Raw genomic sequence first — 24,824 nt, 5'->3', positions numbered from 1 at the left:
ATTGTCTGTGTGCGGTACCGCAGGTGCGGTGCCTCTTCCAGTCTGTCAGAGGCGCGGCTCACTCCGCAAACAATCCGGGCGGATGCCCAGCATCAGCACAGCGCGGGTACAAACACGCGCCGAACCTCCGAGCACCCCGAGCACAAACGTTCGCAGGGCATCCATTTTCCCCGGGCACGCAAAAGGCGCAGGAGGCGCCCCACCCCGCTATGGGGTTCAGGGGGCACATCCTGCGCCTTCAAGTAGAAACGCTACTCGGCTGACGACGCGGCAGATTACTCGGCGGTCTTCTTCGCCGCGGTCTTGCGAGTGGTCGTCTTCTTCGCGGTAGTAGACTTCGCCGCAGTCTTGCGGGTAGTAGTCTTCTTAGCGGTAGTGGTCTTCTTCGCGGTGGTCTTACGCTTGACCGGGCCCTTCGCACGTTTGTCAGCCAGCAACTGCACCGCACGCTCGTGGGTCAGCGACTCGACCGACTCCGCACGCGGAACCGTAATGTTCGTAATACCGTCGGTGATGTACGGGCCAAAGCGGCCGTCCTTCACCACGATCTTCTTCTCGCTGACCGGGTCCACGCCCAGCTCAGCCAGCGGAGGCTTAGCCGCCGCACGACCGCGCTGCTTCGGCTGGGAGTAAATCTCCAGCGCCTGCTCCAGCGTAATCGTGAAGATTTCGTCCTCGCTGCCAATCGAGCGGGAGTCCGTGCCCTTCTTCAGGTACGGGCCAAAGCGGCCGTTCTGCACGGTAATTTCCACACCCTCAGCGTCGGTACCGAGCACGCGCGGCAGGCTCAGCAACTGCAGTGCCTGCTCCAGGGTCACGGTCGCCAGGTCCATGGACTTGAACAGGGACGCGGTGCGCGGCTTGGCGGGCTTCGGCTTCTTCTTCGGCTTAGGCTTGCCGTTCTTGTAGTATTCGGTCGGCTGCGCGTCCAGGTACGCCTGGATCTGCTCCTCGGTCATCTCTTCGATAACTTCGGTGACATAGGGGCCGTAGCGGCCGTCGCGTGCCACAATCTGGTTGCCGGAGACGGGGTCCACGCCGAGCACGCGGCCGTCGGACTTGCCCTGTTCGAGCAGTTCGCGTGCCTTCGCTTCGGTCAGTTCGTCCGGTGCCAGGTCGGCGGGTACGTTCGCGCGGATCGGTTCGGTCAGTTCGCCGGTTTCGGTGTCGAGGGTGCCTTCGGCTTCCAGGTAGGGGCCGAACTTGCCCACGCGCAGCACAATGCCGTCCGCGATCGGGATGGAGTTGATGCTGCGGGCGTCAATCTCGCCGAGGTTATCGACGATGGACTTCAGGCCGCGCTTGGAGCCGCCACCGAAGTAGAACTCACCCAGCCATTCGACGCGGGACTCTTCGCCACGTGCGATGCGGTCAAGGTCTTCTTCCATCTGCGCGGTGAACTCGTAGTTCACGTAGGGACCGAAGCTGGATTCGAGCAGGCGCACCACGGAGAACGCGATCCAGGACGGGATCAGCGAACCAGAACGAACGTTCACGTATCCGCGGTCCATGATGGTCGAAATAACCGCCGCGTAGGTGGACGGGCGGCCAATGCCCAGCTCGTCCAGGGTCTTCACGAGGGACGCCTCGGTGTAGCGCGGAGGCGGCAGGGTCTCGTGACCGGCGGGCTCAATCGCCTCGGCGGTCAGTGCCTCGCCGGTGGTCAGGTTCGGCAGGCGCTTCTCAGCGTCCTTCGCCTCACGCTCAGCCACGCGGGATGCGTCAACGCCCTCCTCGTAGGCGGCGAGGAAGCCGCGGAAGGTGATGACGGTACCGGATGCAGCGAACTCGGCGTCCTGGCCGTTAGATGCCACGGCGCCCAGGCGCACGGAGGCGGTGGAACCGGTCGCATCAGCCATCTGGGAGGCGACGGTACGCTTCCAGATCAGTTCGTAGAGTCGGAATTCGTCGTTGGACAGGGCACCGCGCACAGCGTCCGGGGTACGGAAGGTGTCGCCCGCGGGACGGATTGCCTCGTGGGCTTCCTGTGCGTTCTTGCTCTTGGAGGTGTACACGCGCGGTGCGGAGGGCACGAATTCTGCGCCGTACAGCTCGGATGCCTGGCGGCGTGCGGCGGAGATTGCCTGCTCGCTCAGTGCCACCGAGTCGGTACGCATGTAGGTGATGTAACCGTTTTCGTAGAGGCGCTGCGCCACCTGCATGGTCACGCGGGAGGAGAAACGCAGCTTACGTGCGGCTTCCTGCTGCAGGGTGGAGGTGGTGAACGGCGCTGCCGGGCGGCGCTTGTACGGCTTGGTCTCGACGGAGCGTACGGAGAACGCGGCGGACTGCAGGGCTGCGGCGAGCGCGCGGGCGGCTTCCTCGTTCAGGTGGGTGACCTTGGAGGAGCTGAGGGTGCCGTCGTCGGCGAAGTCCTTGCCGGTGGCGACGCGGTTGCCGTCTACGGCGACCAGCTTGGCGTCGAAGCCTTCGGAGGATGCGGTCAGGAAGCGTCCGGACAGGTCCCAGTAGTTGGCGGCGACGAATGCCATGCGTTCGCGTTCGCGCTCGACGACGAGGCGGGTTGCGACGGACTGCACGCGACCTGCGGAGAGGCCGCGGCCGACCTTGCGCCAGAGCACGGGGGAGATTTCGTAGCCGTAGATTCGGTCGAGGATGCGGCGGGTTTCCTGCGCGTCGACCAGGTGCAGGTCGATGTCGCGCAGTTCGCCGAAGGCGCGCTGAATGGCTTCCCGGGTGATTTCGGGGAAGGTCATGCGGTAGACGGGTACCTTAGGCTTGAGGACTTCCTTCAGGTGCCACGCGATGGCTTCACCTTCGCGGTCACCATCGGTTGCCAGGTAGAGCGCGTCTACTTCTTTGAGCTTGCGCTTGAGTTCGGCGACCTTTTTCTTCTTGTCGGGGTTGACCACGTAGTAGGGTTCGAAGTTCTCTTCAACGTTGACAGCGAACTTGCCGACGGGGCTCTTCTTGAGGTTTTCGGGCAGTTCGGAGGGCTGCGGAAGGTCGCGGATATGGCCCATGGACGAGTCGACAAGGTAGTCCTCGCCGAGGTAGCTGCTAATGGTTTTGACCTTGGAGGGAGACTCCACAATCAGCAGGGCTTTTCCGTTCTTTGCCTGAGCGGGCACGGCACTCCTCTATCTGTGTGTTGAAAAGCTACGTATTCAACCATAACCTACGCTGGCGCTTGTGGGCGCCGACGGGCTGTGGTGTACGCGGGGTGAGGTGATCTGTGGGGGTGTAATTTGTGTTGGGTTTATGTGGTGCACTCGGTGCGTTTCATGCGGCGAGCGCGTGGTGGCCCGGCGCGGGGCGAGCTAACCCGGTTCTGGTTGATGTGGACCGGGCGTGTTGAGCTTGCACGTGTGCGCAGGGTACTCGGTACATCATACGGTACCGGAAGCGGTGGTGTGTGCACAGGGGTATGTGCACAGGGTCGGGTGCGCGGGGGGGCTGGGGCGCACCGCACGGCGCCCGCACCTGTGCTTCTAGCCCGCTAGCCAACCCTTCTAGCTGGTGAGGGTGTCCGAGTCGGGGTGGGTGCCGTCCAGGTATGCGGGCAGCAGCGGGTATTCGCGGCCGTACACGGTCTGCGGCGCGATGCGCACCCACTGCATTTCGTGGGTTTCGGAATCGGGCAGATCGAAGGTGCGCACGATCTGCGGAGTCATTTCCGGCGGCAGCCAGTGGGCAATACCGACCACAATGACGGAGCGGATGCCGTCTTCGAGAGTTTCGTCGATTTCGAAGGCGACGCGGCGGCTGACCACCACGGAGGAGAACTTGTTGCCGCGGGTGGTGCGGATGTAGATTTCCTGCTTGTCGTTTTGGTGGGCGACGGCGTAGAGCACGGGCAGCACATCGACGTGCTGTCCGTCAGTGAGGATGAGCCGGCCGAGAGTGTTCGCGTGCAGACGCTCCCAGCACTTGTCGACGCTGATACTTTCATCGGGGTACAGGTTACTCATGGTTTCAGTGTATGCGATGGGGCGGGTGCTCTTGCGTAGATGACAGTTTTGGTCAGTGGGTGGGTCGGAGCTCATGAGGTGAGGGGTTCTTCCCCGCTAGTCCGTGCGGTGTTCTCTACCCGCCGCGTTCATACGGGTAGGTAGGGCGGCCGGTTGCGCCGGGTGCGTAGAATGGTGTGCATGACTATTTCTGCCGCCACTTTCGCCCCCGAGTACGCCGCCGTTGCGGATGCACCCCGCAGCGATGATTACGCCCGCCTGACCCGCATCCGTGAACGCCTGCTGGCGTTGAACTACAGCTATGACGCTGTGCAGGAGCTGCTGGGTGTTGAGGCGGCTGAGGCGATGGCTCGCGACCAGGTAGTTCCGGGCCTGTGGCGTGTGGAGCACATTCTGCGCGGCGGTTACAGTGCGGGTGAGAAGAACCTGGCGCGTCTGCTGGCGTTTTTCCTGCTGGCTCGCCCGCTCACCGAGGCTGAGGCAGCCGAGGTTTTCGGCGATGCCCTGGTTGACTTCGAGAATGCCGCGCTGATTGAGCGCGACGCTGCGGATTCTGCCCGCTGGACCGCGAGCGTTGATTTGCGCCCGCACGCCGCCGATGACGGCACCGAAATCTTTGTTGCCGCCGACCTGGGTGCGCATCAGCGCCCCGGCGTGCTCCGTAAGGATCACGTGCTCGGCATTGGTCACGCCTCCTTGACTCTGGCGCAGATTACCGAGCGCACCCCCGTCAAGCGTGCCCTGGATGTGGGCACCGGTTGCGGTATTCAGACCTTCCACCTGCTCGCCCACGCTGAGCACGTGACCGCCACCGACATTTCGGAGCGTGCCCTGGCGTTCACCCGTTTTAACCTGCTGCTGAACGCGCAGGCGCTCAATATTGACCCGCAGAACCCGCAGGCGCGCGTGAGCCTGCGCATGGGTTCCCTGCTGGAGCCGGTCGCCGGTGAGCTTTTCGACCTGGTGGTGTCGAACCCGCCGTTCGTAATTACCCCGCGCGTTGCCGGTGAGAGCGCCGAAGAGCAGTTCACTTACCGTGACGGCGGCCTGCCCGGTGACGAAATTGTGAGCACGATGGTGCGTCAGCTGCCGTCGGTGCTGGTGCCCGGCGGTCGCGCGCAGATGCTGGGTAACTGGGAGATTATTCGCGATTCCGAGGACCCGGAAGCACCGCGTCCGTGGGATGAGCGCCCGCGCGCCTGGGTTGCCGACGGCGGCGCGGAGGCGTGGTTTATTCAGCGTGAGGCGCTGAGCCCCGCCTCCTACGCGGAGACCTGGTTGAAGGATGCGAGCGAGAACCGCGACCGCAGCCACTACGAGCAGACCTACGTGGCGTACCTGAACGACTTCGCTTCCCGGAACGTTCATTCTATTGGTTTCGGCATGATTTGGTTGCGCCGCCCGACCGAGGCGACCGCGGCAGGCGTGACCGAGCCCCTGCACCGTTTCGAGGAGATCACCTACCCGATTCAGCAGCCCATCGCCCGCGCCCTCACCGAGTCTGTGCGCCGCTACGACCGCCTCGCCGCCATGGACGATGAGGCGCTCCTCGCCGCACACCTGGAGGTCGCCGAGGACGTCACCGAGGAACGCCACGGCCGCCCCGGTGCCGAGCATCCCAGCGTGATTTTGCTGCGTGCCGGTTCGGGTCTGTGCCGCACCCAGCTGCTCTCCACCGAGACGGCGGGCTTTGCGTCGGCGAGCGATGGTGAGCTTGCCGTGGGTCAGATTGTGGCGGCTCTTGCCATGCTGCTGTCCTGGCCCGAATACGACGAGGCCGCCGCCACGGCACGCGGTACGCAGGAGCAGCATCCGCGTGACACCCTGCTACATGCGGTGCGTGAGCTGGTGCTCAAAAGCTTCCTGCACTTTAGCGACGAGCACGCGGACGCAGAATCGGCTGGCGAAAACACTGCTGAAGAACAGAGCTAGGGGTGCGTATTTGGTCCCTTCACCCCTCCCTGCTTGATCGCCGCGCCCTGGTCGCCTGCTGGCGTGAAACACTGCTGGCGCAGAAGGTGCTGCGGGGTCTGACGCGCGGGTACACGAATCATCCGCAGCTGATTCGTTTTCGTGCGCATCCGCAGCCTCTGGAGGCGGTTGCCGCCTACCTGTCGGGGCTAGCGGATGAGGCGGATGCCCGCGGTTATTCTTTCAACCGTGCGCTGATTGGTGGGGGCGAAGATGGTGCGGGCGAAAATAGCGCTGGCAAAAACTGCACTGATAAAGCCAACAAAAACGGTGCCGACAAGGCAGAAAATCCGTATGCTTCGGTCGCACTAATTCCCGTTACTCTCGGTCAGTTGGAGTACGAGCTCGCTTTTCTGCGGCACAAGGTGGCGGGCCGCGACCCGGAGTGGGAGCATCGGTTGAGCGAGCGCCTGGCGGCGCGCGGCGAGTTGGCGGCGTGTGCGCATCCGCTTTTTGAGGTGGTGCCGGGCGCTATTGAGCCCTGGGAAAAGACGAAAGAGTTCTAAGAACGTGAACATAGTAATGCCCCGGCGGTAACCCTTGCGGGTGCCTGCCGGGGCATTGCTACATGTATGGCTCAAGCTGTATGGGAACAAGCATCTCAGCGCGTCGCAGAGCGCTAAAAACAGCTTGGAACGGTGTCCTTACCTCAAGATCTTTACTTCAGTATTTTTACCTCGGTGTCTTTACTTGGTGGTCAGCGCGGGCTTAATCTCCTTCACGATTGCCTCAAGTATCTTCAGGTTGAAGTCCACACCCAGCTGCAGTCGACCCGCCGCAATGAGATCGGCCATGGCGGCAAGTTCAGCCATGTAGAGCGGGTTTTCGTAGCGCATGTCTGGGTTGCAGCACTGGCTCTTCATCGTCGGGTGACGGGTCAGTCGTCCTCGTCTTCGAGGTCCTCTAGCACTTCGAACGGCGACTCGACGTCGCCGCGCCAGGCCTCCAGGCCCTCGCGCACTGCGAGCACCGCCACGACCAGCGCCGCAACCGAGTCAGCCCACCACCAGCCGAACAGGCTGTCGAGGACGAGGCCGATGAACACTGCACCGGAGAGGTAGATACACAGGATGAGCTGCTTGGCGTCGGCCATCACGCTCTTGGAGCCCAGCTCCCGCCCGGTGCGGACCTCAATCCACGCCAGCAGAGGCATGACGACCAGGCTCAGCGCGGTGATGCCGAGACCCAGCGGGCTGCGGTCGGGGCCCTCCTGGCCGACCAGGGCCAGCACCGCGTCGATCGAGACGTAGGCCGCCAGCGCGAAGAACGCGATGCCGATGGCCTTGACAGTGACCGTTTCCCACTGCTCAGGGTCCTTGCGGGTGAACTGCCAGGTGATGGCCGCGGCCGAGAGTACCTCGACAACCGAGTCGAGCCCGAAGCCAATGAGCGCCGCGGACGAGGCGAGGACGCCTGCCCAGACTGCGACGATTGCCTCGATTACGTTGTACGTGATCGTGAAGCCGACGATGAAGCGGACGCGCCGGTGCAGCATCGCGCGGCGCGCGGTGGTCAGGGTCTCGCTCATGCTCCCGCCGCCGTTCCACAGCAGCCCGACACCGAGCATTCCGGGTCGATGCACGGCGCGGCCTCGTCCACCGCGAGCGTGACGTCGATCAGGGACGTCAGCGCCGCGGCGAGGTGCGGGTCAGCGATCTCGTAGCGCGTCTGGCGGCCCTCGGGCTCGGCGACGACGATTCCGCAATCGCGCAGGCAGGTCAGGTGGTTGGACACGTTCGAGCGGGTCAGCTCCAGCTCGCGCGAGAGCACGGCTGGATAGCTCGGGCCGCCGAGGAGGGTCATCAGAATCCGGGAACGTGTCGGGTCTGCCATGGCGCGGCCGAGCCGGTTCATGACGTCGAGGCGTGAAGCAATAGTCAGCATACGATGACTATACAGTGATAACTGACCAATTGTCCACTTGTGCGGGCTGCCGCACGTGCTCCGCGCCCTTGCCCTCGGGAGGCGGCAGAGTTCGCACTCATCAGCGACCACCGCCCATCACGGAAGCGACGGCGGCACGCTGGCGCGAAACCCTGCTAGCGCAGAAGGTTCTGCGGAGTCTTCACCTCAGGGGCTTTACTTAGTGGTCAGCGCGGGCTTAATCTCCTTCACGATTGCCTCAAGCATCTTCAGGTTGAAGTCCACGCCCAGCTGGTTCGGGATGGTCAGCAGCACGGTGTCCGCCGCCTGAACCGCCTCGTCACGGGCGAGCTCTTCGGCAATATCCGCCGGGTCACCAATGTAGCTGCGACCAAAGCGGGAGAAGCTGTTATCGATAATGCCGGTGTAATCCTGCGAGTCCTCCGCGGCACGGCGACCGAAATAGCGCGCCGAAGTTTCATCGATAACGGGCAGCACCGAGCGGGACACCGAAACACGCGGAACACCCGAATTGCCCGCCTTCACCCACTCGGAGCGGAAGAGGCGAATCTGCTGCGCCTGCTGCTGATCGAACGGAATACCCTTATCTTCCAACATCAGGGTTGAAGACATGAGGTTCAGGCCCTTCTGCGCGGTCCACACGGCGGTGCTATCGGTGCCCGCACCCCACCAGATGCGGTCGCGCAGACCCGGCGACTGCGGCTGAACCGGGGCATACTTGCCCGCCACGCGAGCGCTAGGCGCCATGCCCTCACCCTCAATTGCCTTGAGGAAAATGTCGAGGTGGCGGCGCGCCATGTCGCTCTCGTTTTCGCCTTCTGCCGGGTAGTAGCCGAAGCTCTCAAAGCCGCGAATAACGGATTCGGGCGAGCCGCGGGAGACACCCAGCTGCAGTCGGCCCGCCGCGATAAGGTCAGCCATGGCGGCGAGCTCTGCCATGTAGAGCGGGTTTTCGTAGCGCATGTCAATCACGCCGGTGCCGAGCTCGATGCGTTCGGTCTTGGCGGCGATTGCGGAGAGTAGCGGGTAGGGGGTCGCCTGCTGCTGATCGAAGTGGTGCACGCGGAAGAACGCGCCGTCCAGTCCGATGTCTTCGGCGCCTACGGCGAGGTCAATTGCCTGGTGTAGAGATTCTGCGGCGGAGGGTACGCGGGAGCCGGGGACCTCAGCCCAGTGGCCGAAGGAGAGGAAACCGAGCTTCTTCTCGTCGCCACGCATAGGCTCGAGGTGGCTGATGCGGATGGATTCGTCGAGCTGCGGGTCGGACTGCGGGGTGCCGGGGTTGTTGGGGGTGCTCATGGTTTTTTCCTTAGCGAGTTGCGCTCGGGCTTGTGTAGTGCCGGGCTGGTGGTTTAAATCTAAACCCGAATACTTTACATGTCAAGTATTTTATTTCGGACTATGACGCGTAGAGCACCGCCCCCCTTCGCCGCACACACCACCCGCACATCCCACCCACCCGGCACACACATACCACCACAAAATGCTTACGCAGAATACAGCCAAAAAGGGCACAGAAAAGCCCGGCGGCACGAACACATCGCACCACCGGGCTCTTCTATTCAACAGCTAAAACTGCAGCCATAACAACAGAAACAAACTGCCTTAGGAACGCTTCGCCAGCGGAACCCACAGCTCCATACGGTAATCAGCCGCCTGCATATCGCCGCGACCGTACACCTCAAGACCACCCACCGGGCGGTACTGCGGATTCTTCGCGAAGAACGCCTCCTCAAAGCTCGCAAAGCCAGCCGGAATAGACTCCGAAATCGGGCCGGTCACCTCAACCACCGCATAGGTGCTCGCAGGCAACTCCAGCACGCCCAAACCAAGCTTCGCCGCGCTCGCCGGCTCCGACACCAGGAAGCCCGCCGTGTAGCGGACCTGGCCCTTCGGGTTCGGCTGAGTGCACACGCCCAGGTACTGGGTCACGTTCAGGACATCCAGCATCGCCGGGGACGCCTTCTGATTCAGCTCATCCCACAGCGAGGAGAAGTCGCCATCCAGGGGGAACACCTGCGAAACGCCAGCAACAACCATTGCCGGGTGCTCCTCAATGCGAGGTTCAGAAATCTGAACCGCACCGCCCTTAGCGGCTGCCATTAGGCGTTCGCCTCAGCTGCTTCGCGATCCACCGAGCACTCGGGCACGCAGTGGCGCTTCGCGTCATCAGCTGCGCACTCGGGGCAGAGCAGAACCAGCTCGCGGCAGGAGTCGTTAGAGCAGTTCTCGAACTTATTCGAGGGGGCGCTGCACTGTTCACACTTACCGATAGTGACGGTGTCCGGGGTGAACTCCATGTGCATGCGCTTGTCGAAGACGTACAGCGAGCCTTCCCAAAGTTCCTTATCGCCGTACTTCTCGCCGTAACGCACGATGCCGCCGTCGATCTGGTAAATCTCCTTGAAGCCGCGGTTCTTCATGAGCGCGGAGAGAATCTCGCAGCGAATACCGCCGGTGCAGTAGGTGACGACCGGCTTGTCCTTAATGTGATCGTACTTGCCGGACTCGATCTCACGGATGAAGTCGTGGGTGGTGCGCACGTCGGGAACGATAGCGTTCTTGAACTTGCCGATCTTCGCCTCGAACGCGTTACGGCCGTCGAAGAAGACTACTTCGTCGCCGCGCTCTTCAACAAGCTTGTTGACCTCTTCAGGCTTCAGGTGCACGCCGCCGCCAACGACGCCGTTCTCATCCACCTGCAGCTCGTCGGGAGCACCGAAAGCCACAATCTCGTCGCGTGCCTTCACGGACAGGCGGGGGAAGTCCTCCGCGCCGCCCTCGGACCACTTGAACTCCATGTTCTTGAAGCCGGGGTACTTGCGGGTTTCCTTGGTGTACGCCTTGACCGCGTTGATTTCGCCGCCGAGGGTGCCGTTAATGCCGTGCTTGGAAATGAGGATGCGCCCGCGCAGGCCGAGCTTCTCGCAGAGGGCACGCTGCCAGAGCATGACCGCCTGCGGGTCGGCGATGGGGGCGAACTGGTAATACAGAATAATCTTATTTTGAGCCACGAAACTATTTTATCGTCATATACGCCTAAAACATGCAGATTTTTTGATATGTGCGCGCTGACTACGGGGTCGGCGGTGCTGGAGGCGGTGCAGGAGCGATGCTGGGGCGGGGTTAGGTTCGGGGTTGAACTCGGAGCCGGGGCAGGATTCGAGCGGGTTCGGAGCCGACGCTCAGGGTAGCGAGCGACCGGCGGCAGGTCGGGTTGTAGCCCGCCGCTCTACAATGGAACCCATGCCGCACAGCACCCCTTCGCAGAACACCAACCAGCACTCCGACCAGCAGCCCGCGCACCGGCCCGAGCAGCAACCCGAGCAGGTGCAGTCTGCGGCGCGCCCAAAAGTGCTGCGTTACCGCGAGTTGCCCGCGAGCGCACAGCAGGTACTGGCACCCCTACTGCCGGAGGCGGAACGCACCGGAACCCTGCCCGAGCAGGTGACCCATATTCACACCATTGCCGCCAGGGAGGCGAGCTATGCGCCGTGGCCGCAGTGGTTGCATCCGCGCGTGGTGGAGGCTTTTGAATCACTCGGTATTGCCGAGCCCTACGCCCACCAGGTGCAGGCGGCGAACGCCGCCCACGCGGGTCTGGATGCGGCGCTGGCGGCGAGCGCGGCACGCTACGGCTGGCAGGCGGGGCGTATTGAGGGGTCGGCGGCAGCGCGCGCCGAAGACGCGAATGGTACCGGCAGCGGCAGGCACGTGATCGTGGCGACGGGTACCGCCTCGGGCAAGACCCTGAGCTACCTAATGCCCACTCTGGACGCTATCTACCGCGCATCCTGCGGCGATCCGGTGAGCTCAACTTCCGCGTATTCTGTGGCGGAAAATCTCAATAATAGAGCGAACGTTCTCTACATTTCGCCGGCGAAAGCACTCTCCGCCGACCAGCTCACCGCCCTCACCTCCTACAACCTACCCGGACTCCACGCGGCAAGCTACGACGGCGACACCCCCGTCGGCGAACGCCGCTGGATCCGCGAACACGCCAACTTCATCCTCACCACCCCGGACATGCTCAACTACTCGATCCTGAGCAACCACCGGCAGTGGGCGTCCTTCCTGCGCGGGCTGCGCTACGTGGTGCTCGACGAGGCGCACAGCTACCGCGGCGTTTTCGGCGCGCACATCGCCAACCTGCTGCGCCGCCTACGCCGCGTCTGCGCGCTCTACCGCACCGTGCCCGTGTTCTACGGCGCCTCCGCAACCAGTTCCAACCCGGTCGAGTCTTTCTCCAAGCTCATTGGCGTGCCGCAGCAGGCGGTCACCGCCATTACCGAGTCCACCTCCGCGCGCGGTGAAACCACCGTCGCGCTCTGGGAGCCCGAATTCATGCCGCCCAAGGCGCACGATCAGCTCGCCAAGGGCGCCCGCAGCACCCAGCAGCAGGCGGTCCAGTCGAAGGCTGAGCAGGAGGCGCCGCGCCGTGTCTCCCCCGTGGAGCAGGGTGCGCAAATGCTCACCGACCTGGTGCTTTCCCGCACCCGCTCGCTGGTTTTCGCCGGTTCGCGCCGCAGCGTAGAAATCCTCTCGCAGAAGACCCAACGCTACCTCGACGAGGTGGAGGCGGGCCTCGCCCACCGCGTCGCCGCATACCGCGCCGGGTACACCCCCGAAGAGCGCCGCGAACTCGAACGCAAACTCCGCAACGGCGAACTGCTCGGCCTGGCGAGCACCTCCGCGCTGGAGTTAGGCATCGACATCTCCGGACTGGACGCCGTACTCGTGGCGGGGTGGCCGGGTACCCGCGCCTCCTTCATGCAGCGCGTGGGCCGCGCGGGTCGAAGCGGTCAGGACGCGCTCGCCGTGCTCATTGCCGACGACAACCCGCTCGACACCTACCTAGTGCACCATCCGGAGGCGATTTTCGGGCAGGAAGTTGAGGCGACCGTATTCGACCCGACGAACCCGTACGTGCTCTCACCGCAGCTGTGCGCCGCCGCGCAGGAGGCACCCCTCCGCGCCGAAGAACTGAGCCTCTTCGGACCGCACACAGCCGCCCTGCTGGATCGGCTGGTACAGCAGGGGTACCTGCGTCGCCGCCCGGACGGCTGGTACTGGACGCACGCCGAATCAGCCGCCGACCTGGTCGATATCCGCGGCACCGGTGGCGGACCCTACCAGCTCATCGACGCCGAAGACGGCACCCTCGTTGGCACCATGGACGCCGCGCACGCCATGAGCCAGGGGCACCCCGGCGCGATTTATATTCACCAGAACGCGCAGTACGTGGTCGAGTCCCTCAGCGAGGGCGAGCGCGTGATCCTACTCAGCCGCGTCTACCCGGACTACTACACGCGCGCCATTGAGAGTACCGAGGTGCGTATTCTGGCGGAGCGTGCGCGGGTCAGTTACGGTACGCAAAATGTTGGGGAAGCGGTTCCCGGTGAGCCTGTTCCCGAAATCTCCATCCCCGAAACCGACGCGCAGCAGCTCGCCCCGCTCACCATGCACCGCGGGCAGGTTCAGGTCACCGACCAGGTCACCGGCTACCGGCGCTTCTCCGTCTACGGCGGCGAATATCTGGGCGAAGAGGCACAACCCATGCCGCTGGAAGTGCTCATGACCGAGGCGGTCTGGTTCACCTTCGAGCCCAGCTACCTGTTCGGCGCGGGCGTGACCGAAGAGGACAGCCCCGGCACCCTGCACGCCGCCGAGCACGCCGCCATCGGGCTACTGCCGCTCATCGCCACCAGCGACCGCTGGGACTTGGGCGGACTCTCCACGCTGCTTCACGTGGACACCGGCAGGCCCACCATTTTCGTCTACGACGCCGCACCCGGCGGCGCTGGCATTAGCGAACGCGGCTTCAACGCGGTTGCGCAGTGGCTGAGCGCCACCCTCGAAGCCATCGAAAGCTGCGGATGCGAAAACGGCTGCCCCTCCTGCGTACACTCGCCCAAGTGCGGCAACCGCAACGAGCCGCTCAGCAAGCACGGCGCGCGGGCGCTACTGCAGGCGATGCTGCGGAGCATGGCGGAGGCGTAGGTTGCTTGCAGGAGGCGTGGTGCATGCTGGGATGACGACTCCCGATGAGCGTAAATAGCCTAGTCGGTGGGGCTTTCTGGCTCGGGCGGATTCTCTGATTCTGCGGGGTTTTCTGGCTCAGCTGGATTCTCTGGCTCGGGAGGTTCCGACGCTGAGTCCCGCTCAGCTTCCAGTTCTTCCTCCAGCTCGGCAACCTCATCGGGGCTCAGCTCCTCCGCGTTCCCCGCCGCGTGTTCTTCTTCGGCATACTCTTCTTCGGGGTGTTCAGCTCCGGCGCGGACACGCACCCTCGCCGGGCCCAGCGCACCCATGGGCCCTGCAACCGGGACGGCGACCGTCACCTCCACCGTTTCGGGGCGATCCGGAAACGTACAGGATTCCAAGTGCGCACCGTGGCGTTCGGCAAGATCCGCCGCGACCGCGCACGGGTCCCCCTCAGTGAGCCCGCGGTAGGCATCCGCCGCCGCGAGCGCACTCAAATCGGCGGCTGCGGAAGCCCTGCGGTTCGCGGACACCACCCCGATGAGCCCGGCAATCACCACGGTCACCACCAGTAGCGCGGCAATAATGGTGAGGGCGAGGACGGTGCCACTGCCCTCCTCGGAGTGTTCTTCCGCGGACCGGGCAAGACCCGAGCTTTTATTCACCATCATTGCCGGCGCTTTCTTCACTACCGCCGCCGCCTTCAACACGGGCGTGGGCATCCGCCCGTAGCACCCAGCCGGTTGCCGAGCCGATCACGCCGGGGGCGGGGCGGCTCACCCGTACGTGCACCTGCCGGGCACGCCCCGCCTCTGCCGCGGCTACATCATCAGGAGAAACGGAAATCTGCACGCTCTGCACCGGGTCGATGCGGCTGACGGCGGAGCGAATCTGCGCCTCGGAGTCTCCGCGGGCGGCGGCTCGTGCAGCTGTTCGCGCGGACTCCTCCACCTTCAGCTGCGCAACCCCCGTGGAGGCGGCGCCCAGGCAGAGGGCGAGCACCACCGTCACGGCGGGTAGGGCGACCGCAAATTCGGCGGTAATCACACCCTCTTCCGCGGGGTTCTTGTGCGGGGTCGAGGGTGCAGGTCCCACCCCGGCTTTTCCTGCAGGGAGAGCGCGTGCCCAAGCACCCAAATTCACATGAGCGTTCATTCTTTATTCCTCCTTTCTAGATTGATTTTCCGCAGAATCTAGCATCTAAACTAAAACCCTGCGGCAGGCCTCCCAAGATCTCTAGACCAAGGCTTCTAGAGTAGCCCCGTATTGCCCGCAATAGACAGGGCGTTACGCACAATATCCAGGAGCATGGAACGCACCTCATCTGACTTGAGAATCAGCACCAGCAGACCCGCGAAACCGACCGCCGCAAGCATCACAATGCCGTACTCCGCTGTGGAGGCACCCTCCTCCGGATCGCCCGCCGGAGCGTACTCTTCGAGCACCTTCTCGTCACTCTCAGCGGGCACATATTCGGCGCAGCCGGGCGCGTGTTCACCCAGGCTACGGCAGGTGGTGCCGCATTCGTCCAGGGTGCAACCCTCGGCGAGCGCGTGGGCAATGGTCAACGCCTGCTCGGGGCTCAGACGATCCGTGTTCATGTCAATCTCCATTTCGGCGGGGTCAATCCTGGGGCCGGTGTGCTTCTGCTCAGCACCGACGGAACGTTCAGCATCGCTGAAAAACTCGGTATCAGTGAAGAGCCCGGTATCAGTGAAAAGCTCGGGGCATTCTTCGCGCAGCTGCTTCATGGTGGTGGCGATGGCAACGGACAGCGGCACGGGGCCCAGAATGGTCTGCGTTTCTGCACCGGGTGCGGCGGGCTGAATTTCGCGCGGAGCACCGACCGGGGCGTTTACCGGAGCGCCGGCAGTGTGCAGGTCGTGGCGGATTGCTTCGCAGAGGGTGTTCGTCATTGGTTTTCCTTTCGTTGTGCCCCGTTCGTTCGGGGTGGGGTGGGTGCTCATCCGCGTTCACGGCAGATGGGCGAGGGTCTAAAATTTTCGGCATTTCAGCTGGTCAACAGCACTTATGGGCACGATTCTTTAGCCGGTCAGCGTGGGCAGTAGCGAAATGAGGATGGGCACGATACCCAAGCAGATAAAAGCGGGCAGCGAGCACAGCCCGAGGGGTACCACGAGCGCTACCGAGAGCTTTCCGGCGGCGCGTTCTGCCGCGCGGCGTTCGCTGAGGCGGTGCGCATCGGCAAGGGAGAGCAGCAGCGCGGTGCTAGGTGCGCCGCCCGTGTAGGCGGGGGCGAGTGCATCCCGCAGCTCGCTGAAGGTTCCCGCCGCGGGGCCCGACCAAGCGCTCCCCCAGCCACTGCCCATCTGCAGGCGCTGGCAGACCGCATGCAGGGGGCGACTATTGAGCGCATCGGCGAGGGTGCCCAGGGCGGCGAGCGGTGCAAGCCCGGCTCTCAACTGCGCGGCGAGTAGTTCCAGCACGAGAGCGGTATCAACGGGCACGGCTCCTGCTGGCGAGGCAGACTTTTTCGCCTCAGATTCAGCCTTCGTGGCCCGAGTGCTCTCCATCTCCGCCCGATGCACGAGCGCGGCGGTCCAGCGGCGCCCGGCGAAGGCGAGACCCAGCCCGAGCATGCCGGTGAGCGCCCCGAGAATGGAGCCGGTCAGCACGCCCACGGGGTCACTTCCCATGAGCACACCCAGCCCCAGGCCGAGCAACGGAAGCCAGGAAAGGATCCTACCGGTGGCGCGCGGCGCGGCGAGCGCGCTCTGCCTGCCCAGGAGCGCGTCGATACGCTCTTCGGCGTGTTCTGCGGCGCGTTCCAGGCTCGTGGCAAGCGGCGCACCGGCACTCTCACTCATGCGCAGGCTCAACTGCAGGTCGTGCAGACGCTCGCGGCTGTGCGGGCGCATCCGGGCACTGTTTTCAAGTAGCTGCGCGCAGGCGAGATGTGCGGGGACACCCCAGGAGGTAAGCGTGGCGAGCGCCTGCGTGAAGCGGCGAATATCCTCGGCGCACCGCTTGTGCCCGTAGTCTTCGGAAAAAGGCCCTCGTGCCCGTCGAGGTCGGGCGCTTTTCTGGACACTCTTCCAGGCGCTTTTCCGGTCGGCTGTGTTCTTCGCGTGTGCTTTCCCCGCATCCGGCACCAGCTCGTTCTCCCCGAACTGCGCAAACTGCCCGAACTCCGCAAACTGCCCAGAGCCCGGGTCGGCGTGCACCGCCTCCTGCAGGGGAATGCCGGCGCGTAGGTTCAGGGCGAGGGTGCGTAGCATGAGCGGCCACATGCGCATTTCCTCGGCGCTGGCGGGCCCAGCTAGGCGCTCAGCCCAGCGTTCGCGAAGGCTTCCGTTACTCTTCTCGTTTTGCTTCATTGCTTCCTCCTTTCACGTTTTCTGTTTCCCCTTTACGGGGGCTAGTACCCCAATTCGGAGCCCGTAGAAATGCGCCTGACCTGCAAATACTCTTCGCTCCCCTCCACTGCGGGATGCAGGCTGTAGATACCCTCGATGCGGCGGCGACCGTCCCGGTGTTCCAGGTGGATAATGCGTTCAAAAGCCGTCGCCGTATGTAGAGCGACCGTTCTACTATCCAGTCCGGCAAGCGCACCCAGGGCACACAGGCGCAGGGGCACCGCCTGCGCACTATTGGCATGCAGGGTCGTTCCGGCGCCGCGGTGACCTGTATTCATGGCGGTCAGCAGGTGCACCACCTCCGCGCCGCGACACTCGCCGACCACGAGCCGATCCGGGCCCATACGCAGCGCCTGCACGATCAGCTCACCCAGCCCGATTTCGCCCGCGCCCTCGGAGTTGGCGGCGCGGGTTTTGAGAGCAATAACCTGTTCATGCTGCGGCGCAAGTTCCGGAGTGTCTTCGAGCAGAATGAGGCGCTCCTGCGGCGTGCACAGCCCCAGCAGGGCGTTGAGCAGGGTGGTTTTGCCGGTGCCGGTGCCCCCGCTAATGAGGAACCCGCGGCGTTCAGCAATCATGCGGCGCAGGTAGGCGGCGGTCGCCTCATCGCACAGCCCGGTGGCCTGTAGTTGCGCCAGGGTGGGGCGCTCGCGGGCGGGTAGGCGCACGGAGAGCCGGGTGCGTTCGCTCAGCGGCGGAATAATCGCGTGGATGCGCCTGCCGTGCTCGTCGCTAATGTCAGCCGCCGGATGCGCGGCATCCAGCTGCCCGCCGTGCCTGCGGATGAGCCGCTCGGCGAGGTCACGCACGCGCCGCTCATTGCCGAGGCTCAGCGCCACGGGGCGGACGGTTCCGTTGATGCCAACCCAGATATCGCAGGGCGAGTTCACGTAGATGTCGGTGATGATTCCGGCGCGTTGCCCCTCGTCAAGGAGCAGGTCGAGGGCGCCGAGGCCGTAGAGTTCCGCGGCGAGATAGCGCAGCGCGGTCTGCCGGTTGACGGGCACGTATTCCACGCTGGGGTAGCTCCAGGAGGCGGGCGCGGGTTGCACCGTTTTGGCGCGGAATCTTCGGGGCTTCACCACGCCCACCCCTGCTGCGCTCGCGTTCCCCGGCTGTCCGCCGTCGATGGCGCAGATTGCCTCGTCCACGGCGTTTTCGAGAATCTCGCGGAGGGGCTGGGACTCTTGGAGTAGCCCGCCGTCCGCGGCACTCACAGTGTTTGCACTGCCAGCGGCAGTTCCCCCTTCTGCGGGCGGCCGCTCCCCTGCCTTCTCGACCCCGGCTCCGAATCCGTTACCGAATCCGCCACCGAACCCAACACTAAACCCGCCGCTAAAACCACCCAGGGCGATAGCGCTCATCTGCGGCGATCGCAGGATCAGCTCACGGGCGTGCAGGGCGACGGCGCGGGCGCGGTAGTCTTCGGGAATGAGCAGGGCGGGTAGCGAGTGCGCGCGGGTATCGGGCGCATTCGCGGTTGGGCTCTGCGCATACGTGGTGGAATTCTGCGCAGTGCGGGTCGGGTAACCGTTAGGGTTGGCGGGATTGCTGGTGGGGTTCATGGCTCTAGGAGAGCATTGCGCCCACCCTAAATTTTTAAGAGAATGAGCGTTCTGTGGATAACTCCTCGCGCACCCCGAAATATCCACGATGCACGCACCTCAAACGAACAAAACGCACGCATCCGACGTTTTTATGACAAACCGCGGCGCGTTCAGCCCTCTCGCTCCCGAGGTACTTTTCGCACGTATCCCGAGCCCTCCTCTTCCTCAAACCGCCCCCGCCCCTTCCTCAAACTGCCCGCCCGCGACCACAAACCACGCGCCTTCGCACCCGGTCACCGATAATGGAAGAATGTACGTTCTGCTCAGTCCTGCCACCGGCGCGGGTATTACCGCCCAGACCGGTACCCCCGCGCACCCGGTCACCTCGGCTATTGCCGCGGGTGCGTCTTCGCGCGGTGCTCAGCCGGTGACCTCGTGGGGTGCTTTTCATTTTTCGGCGCCGACCGCTGAGCAATTGCAGGACCCTACCTTTATTCCGCGGATTACGCGTGCGGATCGGGTGAGCGCGGCGAATCTTCCGGCGTATGTGCGAGAGGTAGAGCGGCAGGCAGCGGATTCGGCGCAGGCGCGTTTTTCCCGCTGGATTTGGGCTGATACCCGCCACGTTGACCCGCTGCTTCTGCGCCGCGGGGTGCGGGTGCATCTGTGCCATGATTTGCGTCTGGTGCAGCGAATTTTGGTGACTGCCGCTACGCATCCGAGCGGTTTTGTGGAGTACAGCCCGGTGCTGGATCTTTCTGATGTGCGTGAGGCGGTGGAGCCTCAGGGATATCTGCCGGTGGCGCGGCAGATTCAGGGTCAGGAGGAGCTGTTCGGCGCCGATTTTTTGAGTGCGCCCGCTACCGACGCCCCCCAGTCCCCCGCAGACCCCTCCCCCGATTTCCTTGAGGCGACGCCTCATGAGCCTTTTGCCCCGCAGTTGGCGGCGGGCCCGGTGACTCTATTGCCTGAGCATCCGGTGGTGCGTGTGCTGATGCGTGAGTGGCTGGCGCAGGCGCGCGCTATTAGCGCGTCGAGGCACCCGGAGCGGCTGCGTCTTTTGGCGGCGGCTGAGTCTGCCGGTGCGTTGGTGGCGGCTGAAATTGGCTATTACGGCATCCCGTTTAATGTGCAGGCGCATCATGAGCATCTGTGCGAGTTGTTGGGTCCGCGCCCGGCACCCGGGGAGCGTCCGCAGAAGATGCAGGAGTTGGCGGAGCAGATTCAGCGCATGCTGTTTATGCCGTCGTTGAACCCTGATTCGCCGCAGGATCTTTTGCGTGCTTTGCAGTCTGCGGGGGTTTCGGTGAAGTCTACGCGTTCGTGGGAGTTGAAGAGTTGGGCGGATGCGATTCCGGCTCAGCGGCAGAAGCGTTGGGCGCTGATTGACCCGATTCTGCGCTATAAGAAGCTGTACCGTATTTGGACTGCTAACGGCTGGACGTGGGCTGATACTTGGGTTTCTGAGGGTGCGTTCCGCCCGCATCTTGAGGTGGGTGGCGCCGCGACCGGGCGTTGGGGCGCTTCCGGCGGTGGTGCGTTGCAGCTTCCTGCGGAGATTCGTCAGGCGGTGCAGGCGCCGGAGGGTCAGGTGCTGACGGTGACGGATGGCTCGCAGATTGAGCCGCGCATTTTGGCGGCGTTGAGCCGTGATGAGGCGCTCGCTTCGGCGGGTCGTGGCGCTGACCTGTATGCGGGTATTGCCGAGTTGGCGCGCCTGAAGGGTGTGGGTTTGACGGAGCGTTCCCACGCGAAGGTGGGTATGCTGGCGATTATGTATGGCGGCCGCAGCGGTGAGATTGGTGCCCTGTTGCCGCATGTGGCGGCGCTTTTTCCGCAGGCGATGGAGTTTACGGAGCGTGCGGCTCGTATTGGTGAGGCGGGCGGTCAGGTGACGACTTTTTTGGGTCGTACGTCCCCGCCGGTGGATGAGCGTTTCCGTGAGATTGTGGCTGATCGGTCTTCGCCGGCGGCTGAGTCGCGTGCGGTGTCGACTGCGCGTGCGCACGGGCGTATGACCCGCAATTTTATTGTGCAGGGTACGGCGGCGGAGTGGGCTTTGTGCTGGATGGGCGCGGTGCGTTCTCGTCTGTTGTCGGAGCGGATTTTTGGTATGCCGATGCGCACCCGCATTGTGTACTTTTTGCACGATGAGCTTCTGCTGTGCGGTCCCGAGCTGGAGGCCGATCGCGTGGAGCGTATTGTGCGTGAGGGCGCTGCGGAGGCGGCGCGTCTGCTCTTCGGTCGGGTTCCGGTTGATTTTCCGGTGTCGGTGGCGCGGGTGCGCAACTACGCGGACGGCAAATAATCAGCGGTACATAACCGTGCAACAGCGAAAATAGGGCGGCAGGTAGCTTCATTCAAGCTACCTGCCGCCCCTATCTGCGCACTATTCTGCACCCTATATCCACTGGTCAGGCACTTATCCAGCTGGTTTTTATTCCTCGTAGCCGGGTGCCGGGCGCATCTTTTTCTGATCCCAGGGCACAGTCCAGCCGAGCGAGTCGAAGATTCGGTCCAGCAGAATCGCGGTGAATCCCCACACCGTGAATTCTTCGCCGCCGGGCATGCGCACCTCGAAGGCTGGGGTGCGGTGTGAGGTGCGGCCGCGTTTGACGTAGGCGGTGTGCCGATTGGCGGGGTTGAGCAGGTCACGCACGGGCACGCGGGCGATGAGCGCCGACTCATTGTGGTCGACGACTTCGACGGGCACGGGGCTGTTCCACCAGCCGATGACGGGGGTGACCATGAAGTTGCTGATGGGTAGCGGCAGGGTGTGCAGCTGGCCGAGGATCTGCACGCCGGCGGGGTCGAGCCCGGTTTCTTCGACCGCCTCGCGCAGGGCGGCGATGTGGGCGACGGGTTCGCCGGTGGTTTCGGCGAGCGCATAGTCTTCGGGGTCGATTTTGCCGCCGGGGAAGGCGGGCTGACCGGCGTGTGAGCGTAGGGTTGCGGCACGCACGAGGAGCAGTACATCCAGGTCGGCGCTGACGTTTTCGGGGCAGCCTTCAAATTCGCCGGTGGAGGGCGAGTTGTCGAGCACGCCGAAGAGAATCAGCACGGCGGCTTCTTTGCTCAGGGGGCTGGCGGGTGCGCTACACAGCAGGGCTTGGACGTCGAATTCCACGCCGCCTGCTGCGAGAGCCGCCAGTGCCTGCTGGGCGGGGTGCTGCGCGTCCTGCCCCGCCTGCTCAGGGTGTACCGACTGCTCGGGTGCGCTCATCTGTGTACCTCTCTTCTGTGCGGCTGCATTCCGGTTTAGGCACCGTTAGGCGCTGAGCGGGTAGCCTTCTGCCATGAGTTCGCGGCGGGTTGCGCCCTGCAGGAATCGCAAGTGCAGGTCTTCTCGGCCGGGTGCCATTTCGTATTTCATGAGTTTACGTGCTGCTTGTTCGTTCGTCTCCCCGGCTCCATAGGACGGGCAGAGGTCGGCGACGGGGCATACGCCGCAGGCGGGCTTTTTGGCGTGGCAGATGCGGCGGCCGTGGTAGACCATGCGGTGTGAGAAGAGCGTCCAGTCTTTGCGTTCGATGAGTTCGGCGACGTCTTTTTCGACTGCTTCGGGGGCATCTGCGGTGGTGAATCCCATGCGGCGGGCGAGGCGGCCGAAGTGGGTGTCTACGGTCAGTCCGGGCACGTCGAAGGCGTTTCCGAGGACGACGTTCGCGGTTTTGCGGCCGACTCCGGCGAGTTCTACGAGCTCTTCGAGGGTTGAGGGAACCTGCCCGTTGTGGCGTTCGACGAGCTGCTGGGAGAGCGTGACGATGGAGCGTGCCTTGGCGCGGTAGAAGCCGAGGGACTGGATGTAGGGTTCGACCTCTTCGGTGCGTGCGGAGGCGAGCGCGGCGGCGTCCGGGTAGCGTGCGAAGAGTGCACCGGTGACGGAGTTGACGCGCACGTCGGTGGTTTGTGCCGAGAGCACGGTGGCGATGAGCAGTTCGAAGGGGTTGTTGAAGTCGAGTTCTGCGACGGCGTAGGGGTAGGTTTCGCCGAGGATGCGGTTGATTTTGCGGGCGCGGCGCACGGTGGCGAGGTGGCTTTCGGGTGCGCGTGCGTTGAGGCGGCGTGCGGCGGCTGCGGCTTTGAATTCGGGAACGAATCGGATCTGCAGGAGCGATTCGGTGTTCTCTGCCGTACTGTTCTGTGTTGCGTTGTTCTGTGCGTCTGCTGCGGGCTGGGTGGCGTTCTCGGTCATAGCGCGAGGGTACCGGGCTTGGGTGTGTGGGCGGTAGCGAGGTTCACCGTACTTGGCTCGCTCCCCCATCATTTTCTGTACCTCATCATTTTCTGGGCAGTTCGCGCCGCCTAGCGCTTGGCGGGCGCCCGCTGTGCCACACTGGTTTTATGTCAGATACGATTTTTGTGCTTAACGGACCGAATTTGAACCTGCTTGGGCAGCGCCGCCCCGAGGTGTACGGCTACACCACTCTGCACGATATTGAGCGTATGGTGCGTGAGCGCGCGGCGGATCATGGTTTTGATGTTGAGTTTATGCAGTCGAATCATGAGGGGGCGCTGGTGGATGAGATTCAGCGTGCTCGTACTCGTGGCGCGGCGATTATTATCAACCCGGCGGCGTACACGCACACCTCGGTGGCGCTGCACGATGCGCTGGAGGCGGCTGAGCTTCCGGTGGTTGAGGTGCATCTGTCGAATGTGCATCGCCGTGAGGAATTCCGTCATCATTCGTTTGTGTCGCCGCAGGCTACTGCGGTGATTGCCGGTGCGGGTGCGTACGGCTATGTCATGGCGGTTGATTTCCTCGCTCAGCACTTGGCGGAATAACAGCTCAGCATCTTGCCGATTAGCCCAGTGCAGCATCTGGCGGAATAACAGCGCCCCGCGTCCTGTCGTTAAATAGTTCAGGCTCCCGTTCCTTACTTGAGGGCGGGAGCCTGAACTTTTATCGCTATCTAGCGGCTGGTTACTTGCGGCAGGAGCCGGTGGAGACTGCGGCGGTGTTGTCGCCACCTTCAGCCAGTGCCTGCTTGAGGGTGCTTGCGGTGACGGCGTAGCCGGTCTGGCCGCTGGTTGCCTTACCGAAGATCATGCCGACCACGTTGCCGTTTTCATCGAGGACGGGGCCGCCGGAGTTGCCGTGCTGCACGTCGGCTGCCAGCTGGTAGACCTGGCGCATGGCGTTGGCGCGGCCGGTGTCGGCGTCGATGGTCTGGGTGTTGCCGATGCCCTGCACGGTGGCGGGCAGTGCCTTGAACGGGCCGCCCTTGGGGTAGCCCATGAAGGTTACGAGGCTACCTGCGGCGGCGTTGGTGCCGATGTTCAGCGGTTCGAGCGGCAGCTTGGGAACGCTGATGAAGGCGATGTCCTGTTCGCTATCCATGTAGACGACGGTGCCGGGCCAGGTGCGGCCGCGGGAGTCCTGTACGACCGGGGAGGTCACGCCGGCAACTACGTGGGCGTTGGTGACGACCAGGCCGTTATCTGCCACGAAGCCGGAGCCGGTGGAGGTGTAGCCGCACTGCTCTGCAGCGCCCAGAATCTCAACCACGGAGGCTGCAGCCCGATCCAGCGCCGCGGATTCTACGGTCTGGGTGGGGGCGCTGGTTTCGGGGGCGATGAGCTGGCTGACTTCCGGAATGGTTCCGAAGGCGAGCACGTCATTGCGTACCGTGTTGATGCGGTCCTTGACGACCTCGGGGGTGGCAGCGACCATCCATGAGAGGGTCTTGGAGTCGCTGAGCGCAGTGTTGAGCTGCGGGATGGGTACGGTGCGCATGGAGATGGTCAGTACGACCATGACCAGGGCGCAGGCGGCGAGGTTCAGCACGCCGCCGAAGAAGCGTTCAATGCCCTTGAGCGGGGTGATGTCGGTGACGTGGCGGATGGTGCGTCCGGCGATGAGGCCGAGCCACTGTCCGATGGTCAGGCAGATGATGAGCACGCCGACGGCGGTAATGAGGCTCCACTGGGATCCCACGGATGCCACGGCGAGAGGCACGAGCCAGGCTGCGGCGCAGACGCCCAGGCCCAGGCCGAGGAAGGTTCCGAGGGTGGTGAAGAATCCGCTGCGGACTCCGGCGAGGAAGTAGAGCAGCAGAATGATGGGGATAGCAATATCAAGCAGGTTGATGCCAGTCGTCACGACTAATTGCCTCCTTGGTGGGTAGAAA

20 protein-coding genes and 1 pseudogene are annotated in these 24,824 nt (G+C 63.9%); 5 read left to right on the top strand and 16 right to left on the bottom strand.

Features of this window, described 5'->3' with window-relative positions; translation table 11 throughout:
- Positions 1-275 precede the first annotated feature (275 nt).
- Positions 276-3,092, bottom strand: a complete 2,817-nt coding sequence (gene topA, locus ACP3RB_RS00850; protein WP_426699177.1) for a type I DNA topoisomerase — start codon at positions 3,090-3,092, stop codon at positions 276-278.
- A 381-nt stretch (positions 3,093-3,473) separates the two neighbouring features.
- Complete coding sequence (locus ACP3RB_RS00845) at positions 3,474-3,932, bottom strand: pyridoxamine 5'-phosphate oxidase family protein (protein WP_311446253.1); 459 nt, start codon at positions 3,930-3,932, stop codon at positions 3,474-3,476.
- 180 nt (positions 3,933-4,112) lie between these two features.
- On the opposite strand from ACP3RB_RS00845, the gene ACP3RB_RS00840 reads away from it, so the two are divergent.
- On the top strand, positions 4,113-5,864 hold the full coding sequence (locus tag ACP3RB_RS00840) for a DUF7059 domain-containing protein (protein WP_426699176.1): 1,752 nt from the start codon (positions 4,113-4,115) through the stop codon (positions 5,862-5,864).
- A 2-nt stretch (positions 5,865-5,866) separates the two neighbouring features.
- On the top strand, positions 5,867-6,409 hold the full coding sequence (locus ACP3RB_RS00835) for a pyrimidine dimer DNA glycosylase/endonuclease V (RefSeq protein WP_426699175.1): 543 nt from the start codon (positions 5,867-5,869) through the stop codon (positions 6,407-6,409).
- 246 nt (positions 6,410-6,655) lie between these two features.
- Here ACP3RB_RS00835 and ACP3RB_RS00830 read toward each other — a convergent pair.
- The 6 genes and pseudogenes from ACP3RB_RS00830 to ACP3RB_RS00805 form a co-directional block, all read right to left on the bottom strand.
- Positions 6,656-6,742: pseudogene (locus tag ACP3RB_RS00830) on the bottom strand (luciferase); the annotation flags it as partial.
- A 38-nt stretch (positions 6,743-6,780) separates the two neighbouring features.
- Positions 6,781-7,431 (bottom strand): cation transporter, encoded by a 651-nt coding sequence (locus tag ACP3RB_RS00825; protein ID WP_426699174.1) that lies wholly within the window; start codon positions 7,429-7,431, stop codon positions 6,781-6,783.
- Entirely contained in the window at positions 7,428-7,787 is a 360-nt protein-coding gene (cmtR, locus tag ACP3RB_RS00820; RefSeq protein ID WP_219100701.1) for a Cd(II)/Pb(II)-sensing metalloregulatory transcriptional regulator CmtR, read from the bottom strand. The genes ACP3RB_RS00825 and cmtR overlap by 4 nt, the downstream gene beginning before the upstream one ends.
- Before the next feature lie 195 nt (positions 7,788-7,982).
- Entirely contained in the window at positions 7,983-9,086 is a 1,104-nt protein-coding gene (locus tag ACP3RB_RS00815) for an LLM class flavin-dependent oxidoreductase (protein ID WP_426699173.1), read from the bottom strand.
- A 306-nt stretch (positions 9,087-9,392) separates the two neighbouring features.
- Positions 9,393-9,890 carry a GyrI-like domain-containing protein gene (locus ACP3RB_RS00810; RefSeq protein ID WP_049338580.1) on the bottom strand — a complete coding sequence of 166 codons (498 nt, stop codon included), beginning with the start codon at positions 9,888-9,890 and terminating at the stop codon, positions 9,393-9,395.
- Positions 9,890-10,801: a rhodanese-related sulfurtransferase gene (locus ACP3RB_RS00805; protein WP_426699172.1), complete on the bottom strand. Its 912-nt coding sequence runs from the start codon at positions 10,799-10,801 to the stop codon at positions 9,890-9,892. The genes ACP3RB_RS00810 and ACP3RB_RS00805 overlap by 1 nt, the downstream gene beginning before the upstream one ends.
- A 223-nt stretch (positions 10,802-11,024) precedes the next feature.
- Here ACP3RB_RS00805 and ACP3RB_RS00800 point away from each other — a divergent pair, with 223 nt between their 5' ends.
- Positions 11,025-13,787 (top strand): DEAD/DEAH box helicase, encoded by a 2,763-nt coding sequence (locus tag ACP3RB_RS00800; RefSeq protein WP_426699171.1) that lies wholly within the window; start codon positions 11,025-11,027, stop codon positions 13,785-13,787.
- A 59-nt stretch (positions 13,788-13,846) separates the two neighbouring features.
- On the opposite strand, the gene ACP3RB_RS00795 is transcribed toward ACP3RB_RS00800, so the two are convergent.
- The 5 genes from ACP3RB_RS00795 to ACP3RB_RS00775 all read right to left on the bottom strand — a co-directional run bounded on the left by ACP3RB_RS00795 (position 13,847) and on the right by ACP3RB_RS00775 (position 18,711).
- Positions 13,847-14,440, bottom strand: coding sequence for an Rv3654c family TadE-like protein (locus ACP3RB_RS00795; RefSeq protein ID WP_426699170.1), 594 nt, complete (start codon positions 14,438-14,440; stop codon positions 13,847-13,849).
- Positions 14,427-14,864 carry a TadE family type IV pilus minor pilin gene (locus tag ACP3RB_RS00790; protein WP_426699169.1) on the bottom strand — a complete coding sequence of 146 codons (438 nt, stop codon included), beginning with the start codon at positions 14,862-14,864 and terminating at the stop codon, positions 14,427-14,429. Before ACP3RB_RS00790 ends, ACP3RB_RS00795 begins: the two co-directional genes overlap by 14 nt.
- Positions 14,865-15,019: 155 nt before the next feature.
- Positions 15,020-15,685, bottom strand: a complete 666-nt coding sequence (locus ACP3RB_RS00785) for a DUF4244 domain-containing protein (RefSeq protein ID WP_426699168.1) — start codon at positions 15,683-15,685, stop codon at positions 15,020-15,022.
- 129 nt (positions 15,686-15,814) lie between these two features.
- Positions 15,815-17,107 (bottom strand): type II secretion system F family protein, encoded by a 1,293-nt coding sequence (locus ACP3RB_RS00780; protein ID WP_426699167.1) that lies wholly within the window; start codon positions 17,105-17,107, stop codon positions 15,815-15,817.
- 41 nt (positions 17,108-17,148) lie between these two features.
- On the bottom strand, positions 17,149-18,711 hold the full coding sequence (locus ACP3RB_RS00775) for a CpaF family protein (RefSeq protein ID WP_426699166.1): 1,563 nt from the start codon (positions 18,709-18,711) through the stop codon (positions 17,149-17,151).
- A 292-nt stretch (positions 18,712-19,003) separates the two neighbouring features.
- Between ACP3RB_RS00775 and ACP3RB_RS00770 the strand changes: the two genes are divergently transcribed.
- Entirely contained in the window at positions 19,004-21,001 is a 1,998-nt protein-coding gene (locus tag ACP3RB_RS00770) for a bifunctional 3'-5' exonuclease/DNA polymerase (RefSeq protein WP_426699165.1), read from the top strand.
- Positions 21,002-21,130: 129 nt separating this feature from the next.
- On the opposite strand, the gene ACP3RB_RS00765 is transcribed toward ACP3RB_RS00770, so the two are convergent.
- Together ACP3RB_RS00765 and nth are read right to left on the bottom strand one after the other, a co-directional pair.
- Entirely contained in the window at positions 21,131-21,916 is a 786-nt protein-coding gene (locus ACP3RB_RS00765; RefSeq protein WP_426699164.1) for an NUDIX hydrolase, read from the bottom strand.
- Between the two features lie 45 nt (positions 21,917-21,961).
- Positions 21,962-22,888, bottom strand: coding sequence for an endonuclease III (nth, locus tag ACP3RB_RS00760; protein WP_426699163.1), 927 nt, complete (start codon positions 22,886-22,888; stop codon positions 21,962-21,964).
- 149 nt (positions 22,889-23,037) lie between these two features.
- On the opposite strand from nth, the gene aroQ reads away from it, so the two are divergent.
- Entirely contained in the window at positions 23,038-23,478 is a 441-nt protein-coding gene (gene aroQ / locus ACP3RB_RS00755) for a type II 3-dehydroquinate dehydratase (RefSeq protein WP_044150130.1), read from the top strand.
- A gap of 139 nt (positions 23,479-23,617) precedes the next feature.
- Here aroQ and ACP3RB_RS00750 read toward each other — a convergent pair whose 3' ends face one another.
- Positions 23,618-24,796 carry a MarP family serine protease gene (locus ACP3RB_RS00750; protein ID WP_426699162.1) on the bottom strand — a complete coding sequence of 393 codons (1,179 nt, stop codon included), beginning with the start codon at positions 24,794-24,796 and terminating at the stop codon, positions 23,618-23,620.
- Positions 24,797-24,824 lie beyond the last annotated feature (28 nt).

Origin of the sequence: Rothia mucilaginosa, assembly GCF_049990865.1 — a bacterium.
In the GTDB taxonomy this organism is placed as follows: domain Bacteria; phylum Actinomycetota; class Actinomycetes; order Actinomycetales; family Micrococcaceae; genus Rothia; species Rothia mucilaginosa_I.
Note: the sequence above shows the minus strand (reverse complement) of the source record. Positions and strands in the feature narration are given on the sequence as shown.

Coding starts and splice junctions, on each gene's coding strand:
- ACP3RB_RS00800 (WP_426699171.1), top strand. CDS start 11,025: ATGGAACCCATGCCGCACAGCACCCCTTCGCAGAACACCAACCAGCAC.
- ACP3RB_RS00770 (WP_426699165.1), top strand. CDS start 19,004: ATGTACGTTCTGCTCAGTCCTGCCACCGGCGCGGGTATTACCGCCCAG.
- ACP3RB_RS00795 (WP_426699170.1), bottom strand. CDS start 14,440: ATGATGGTGAATAAAAGCTCGGGTCTTGCCCGGTCCGCGGAAGAACAC.
- ACP3RB_RS00815 (WP_426699173.1), bottom strand. CDS start 9,086: ATGAGCACCCCCAACAACCCCGGCACCCCGCAGTCCGACCCGCAGCTC.
- ACP3RB_RS00845 (WP_311446253.1), bottom strand. CDS start 3,932: ATGAGTAACCTGTACCCCGATGAAAGTATCAGCGTCGACAAGTGCTGG.
- nth (WP_426699163.1), bottom strand. CDS start 22,888: ATGACCGAGAACGCCACCCAGCCCGCAGCAGACGCACAGAACAACGCA.
- ACP3RB_RS00825 (WP_426699174.1), bottom strand. CDS start 7,431: ATGAGCGAGACCCTGACCACCGCGCGCCGCGCGATGCTGCACCGGCGC.
- ACP3RB_RS00810 (WP_049338580.1), bottom strand. CDS start 9,890: ATGGCAGCCGCTAAGGGCGGTGCGGTTCAGATTTCTGAACCTCGCATT.
- ACP3RB_RS00780 (WP_426699167.1), bottom strand. CDS start 17,107: ATGAAGCAAAACGAGAAGAGTAACGGAAGCCTTCGCGAACGCTGGGCT.
- ACP3RB_RS00785 (WP_426699168.1), bottom strand. CDS start 15,685: ATGACGAACACCCTCTGCGAAGCAATCCGCCACGACCTGCACACTGCC.
- ACP3RB_RS00765 (WP_426699164.1), bottom strand. CDS start 21,916: ATGAGCGCACCCGAGCAGTCGGTACACCCTGAGCAGGCGGGGCAGGAC.
- cmtR (WP_219100701.1), bottom strand. CDS start 7,787: ATGCTGACTATTGCTTCACGCCTCGACGTCATGAACCGGCTCGGCCGC.
- aroQ (WP_044150130.1), top strand. CDS start 23,038: ATGTCAGATACGATTTTTGTGCTTAACGGACCGAATTTGAACCTGCTT.
- ACP3RB_RS00775 (WP_426699166.1), bottom strand. CDS start 18,711: ATGAACCCCACCAGCAATCCCGCCAACCCTAACGGTTACCCGACCCGC.
- ACP3RB_RS00840 (WP_426699176.1), top strand. CDS start 4,113: ATGACTATTTCTGCCGCCACTTTCGCCCCCGAGTACGCCGCCGTTGCG.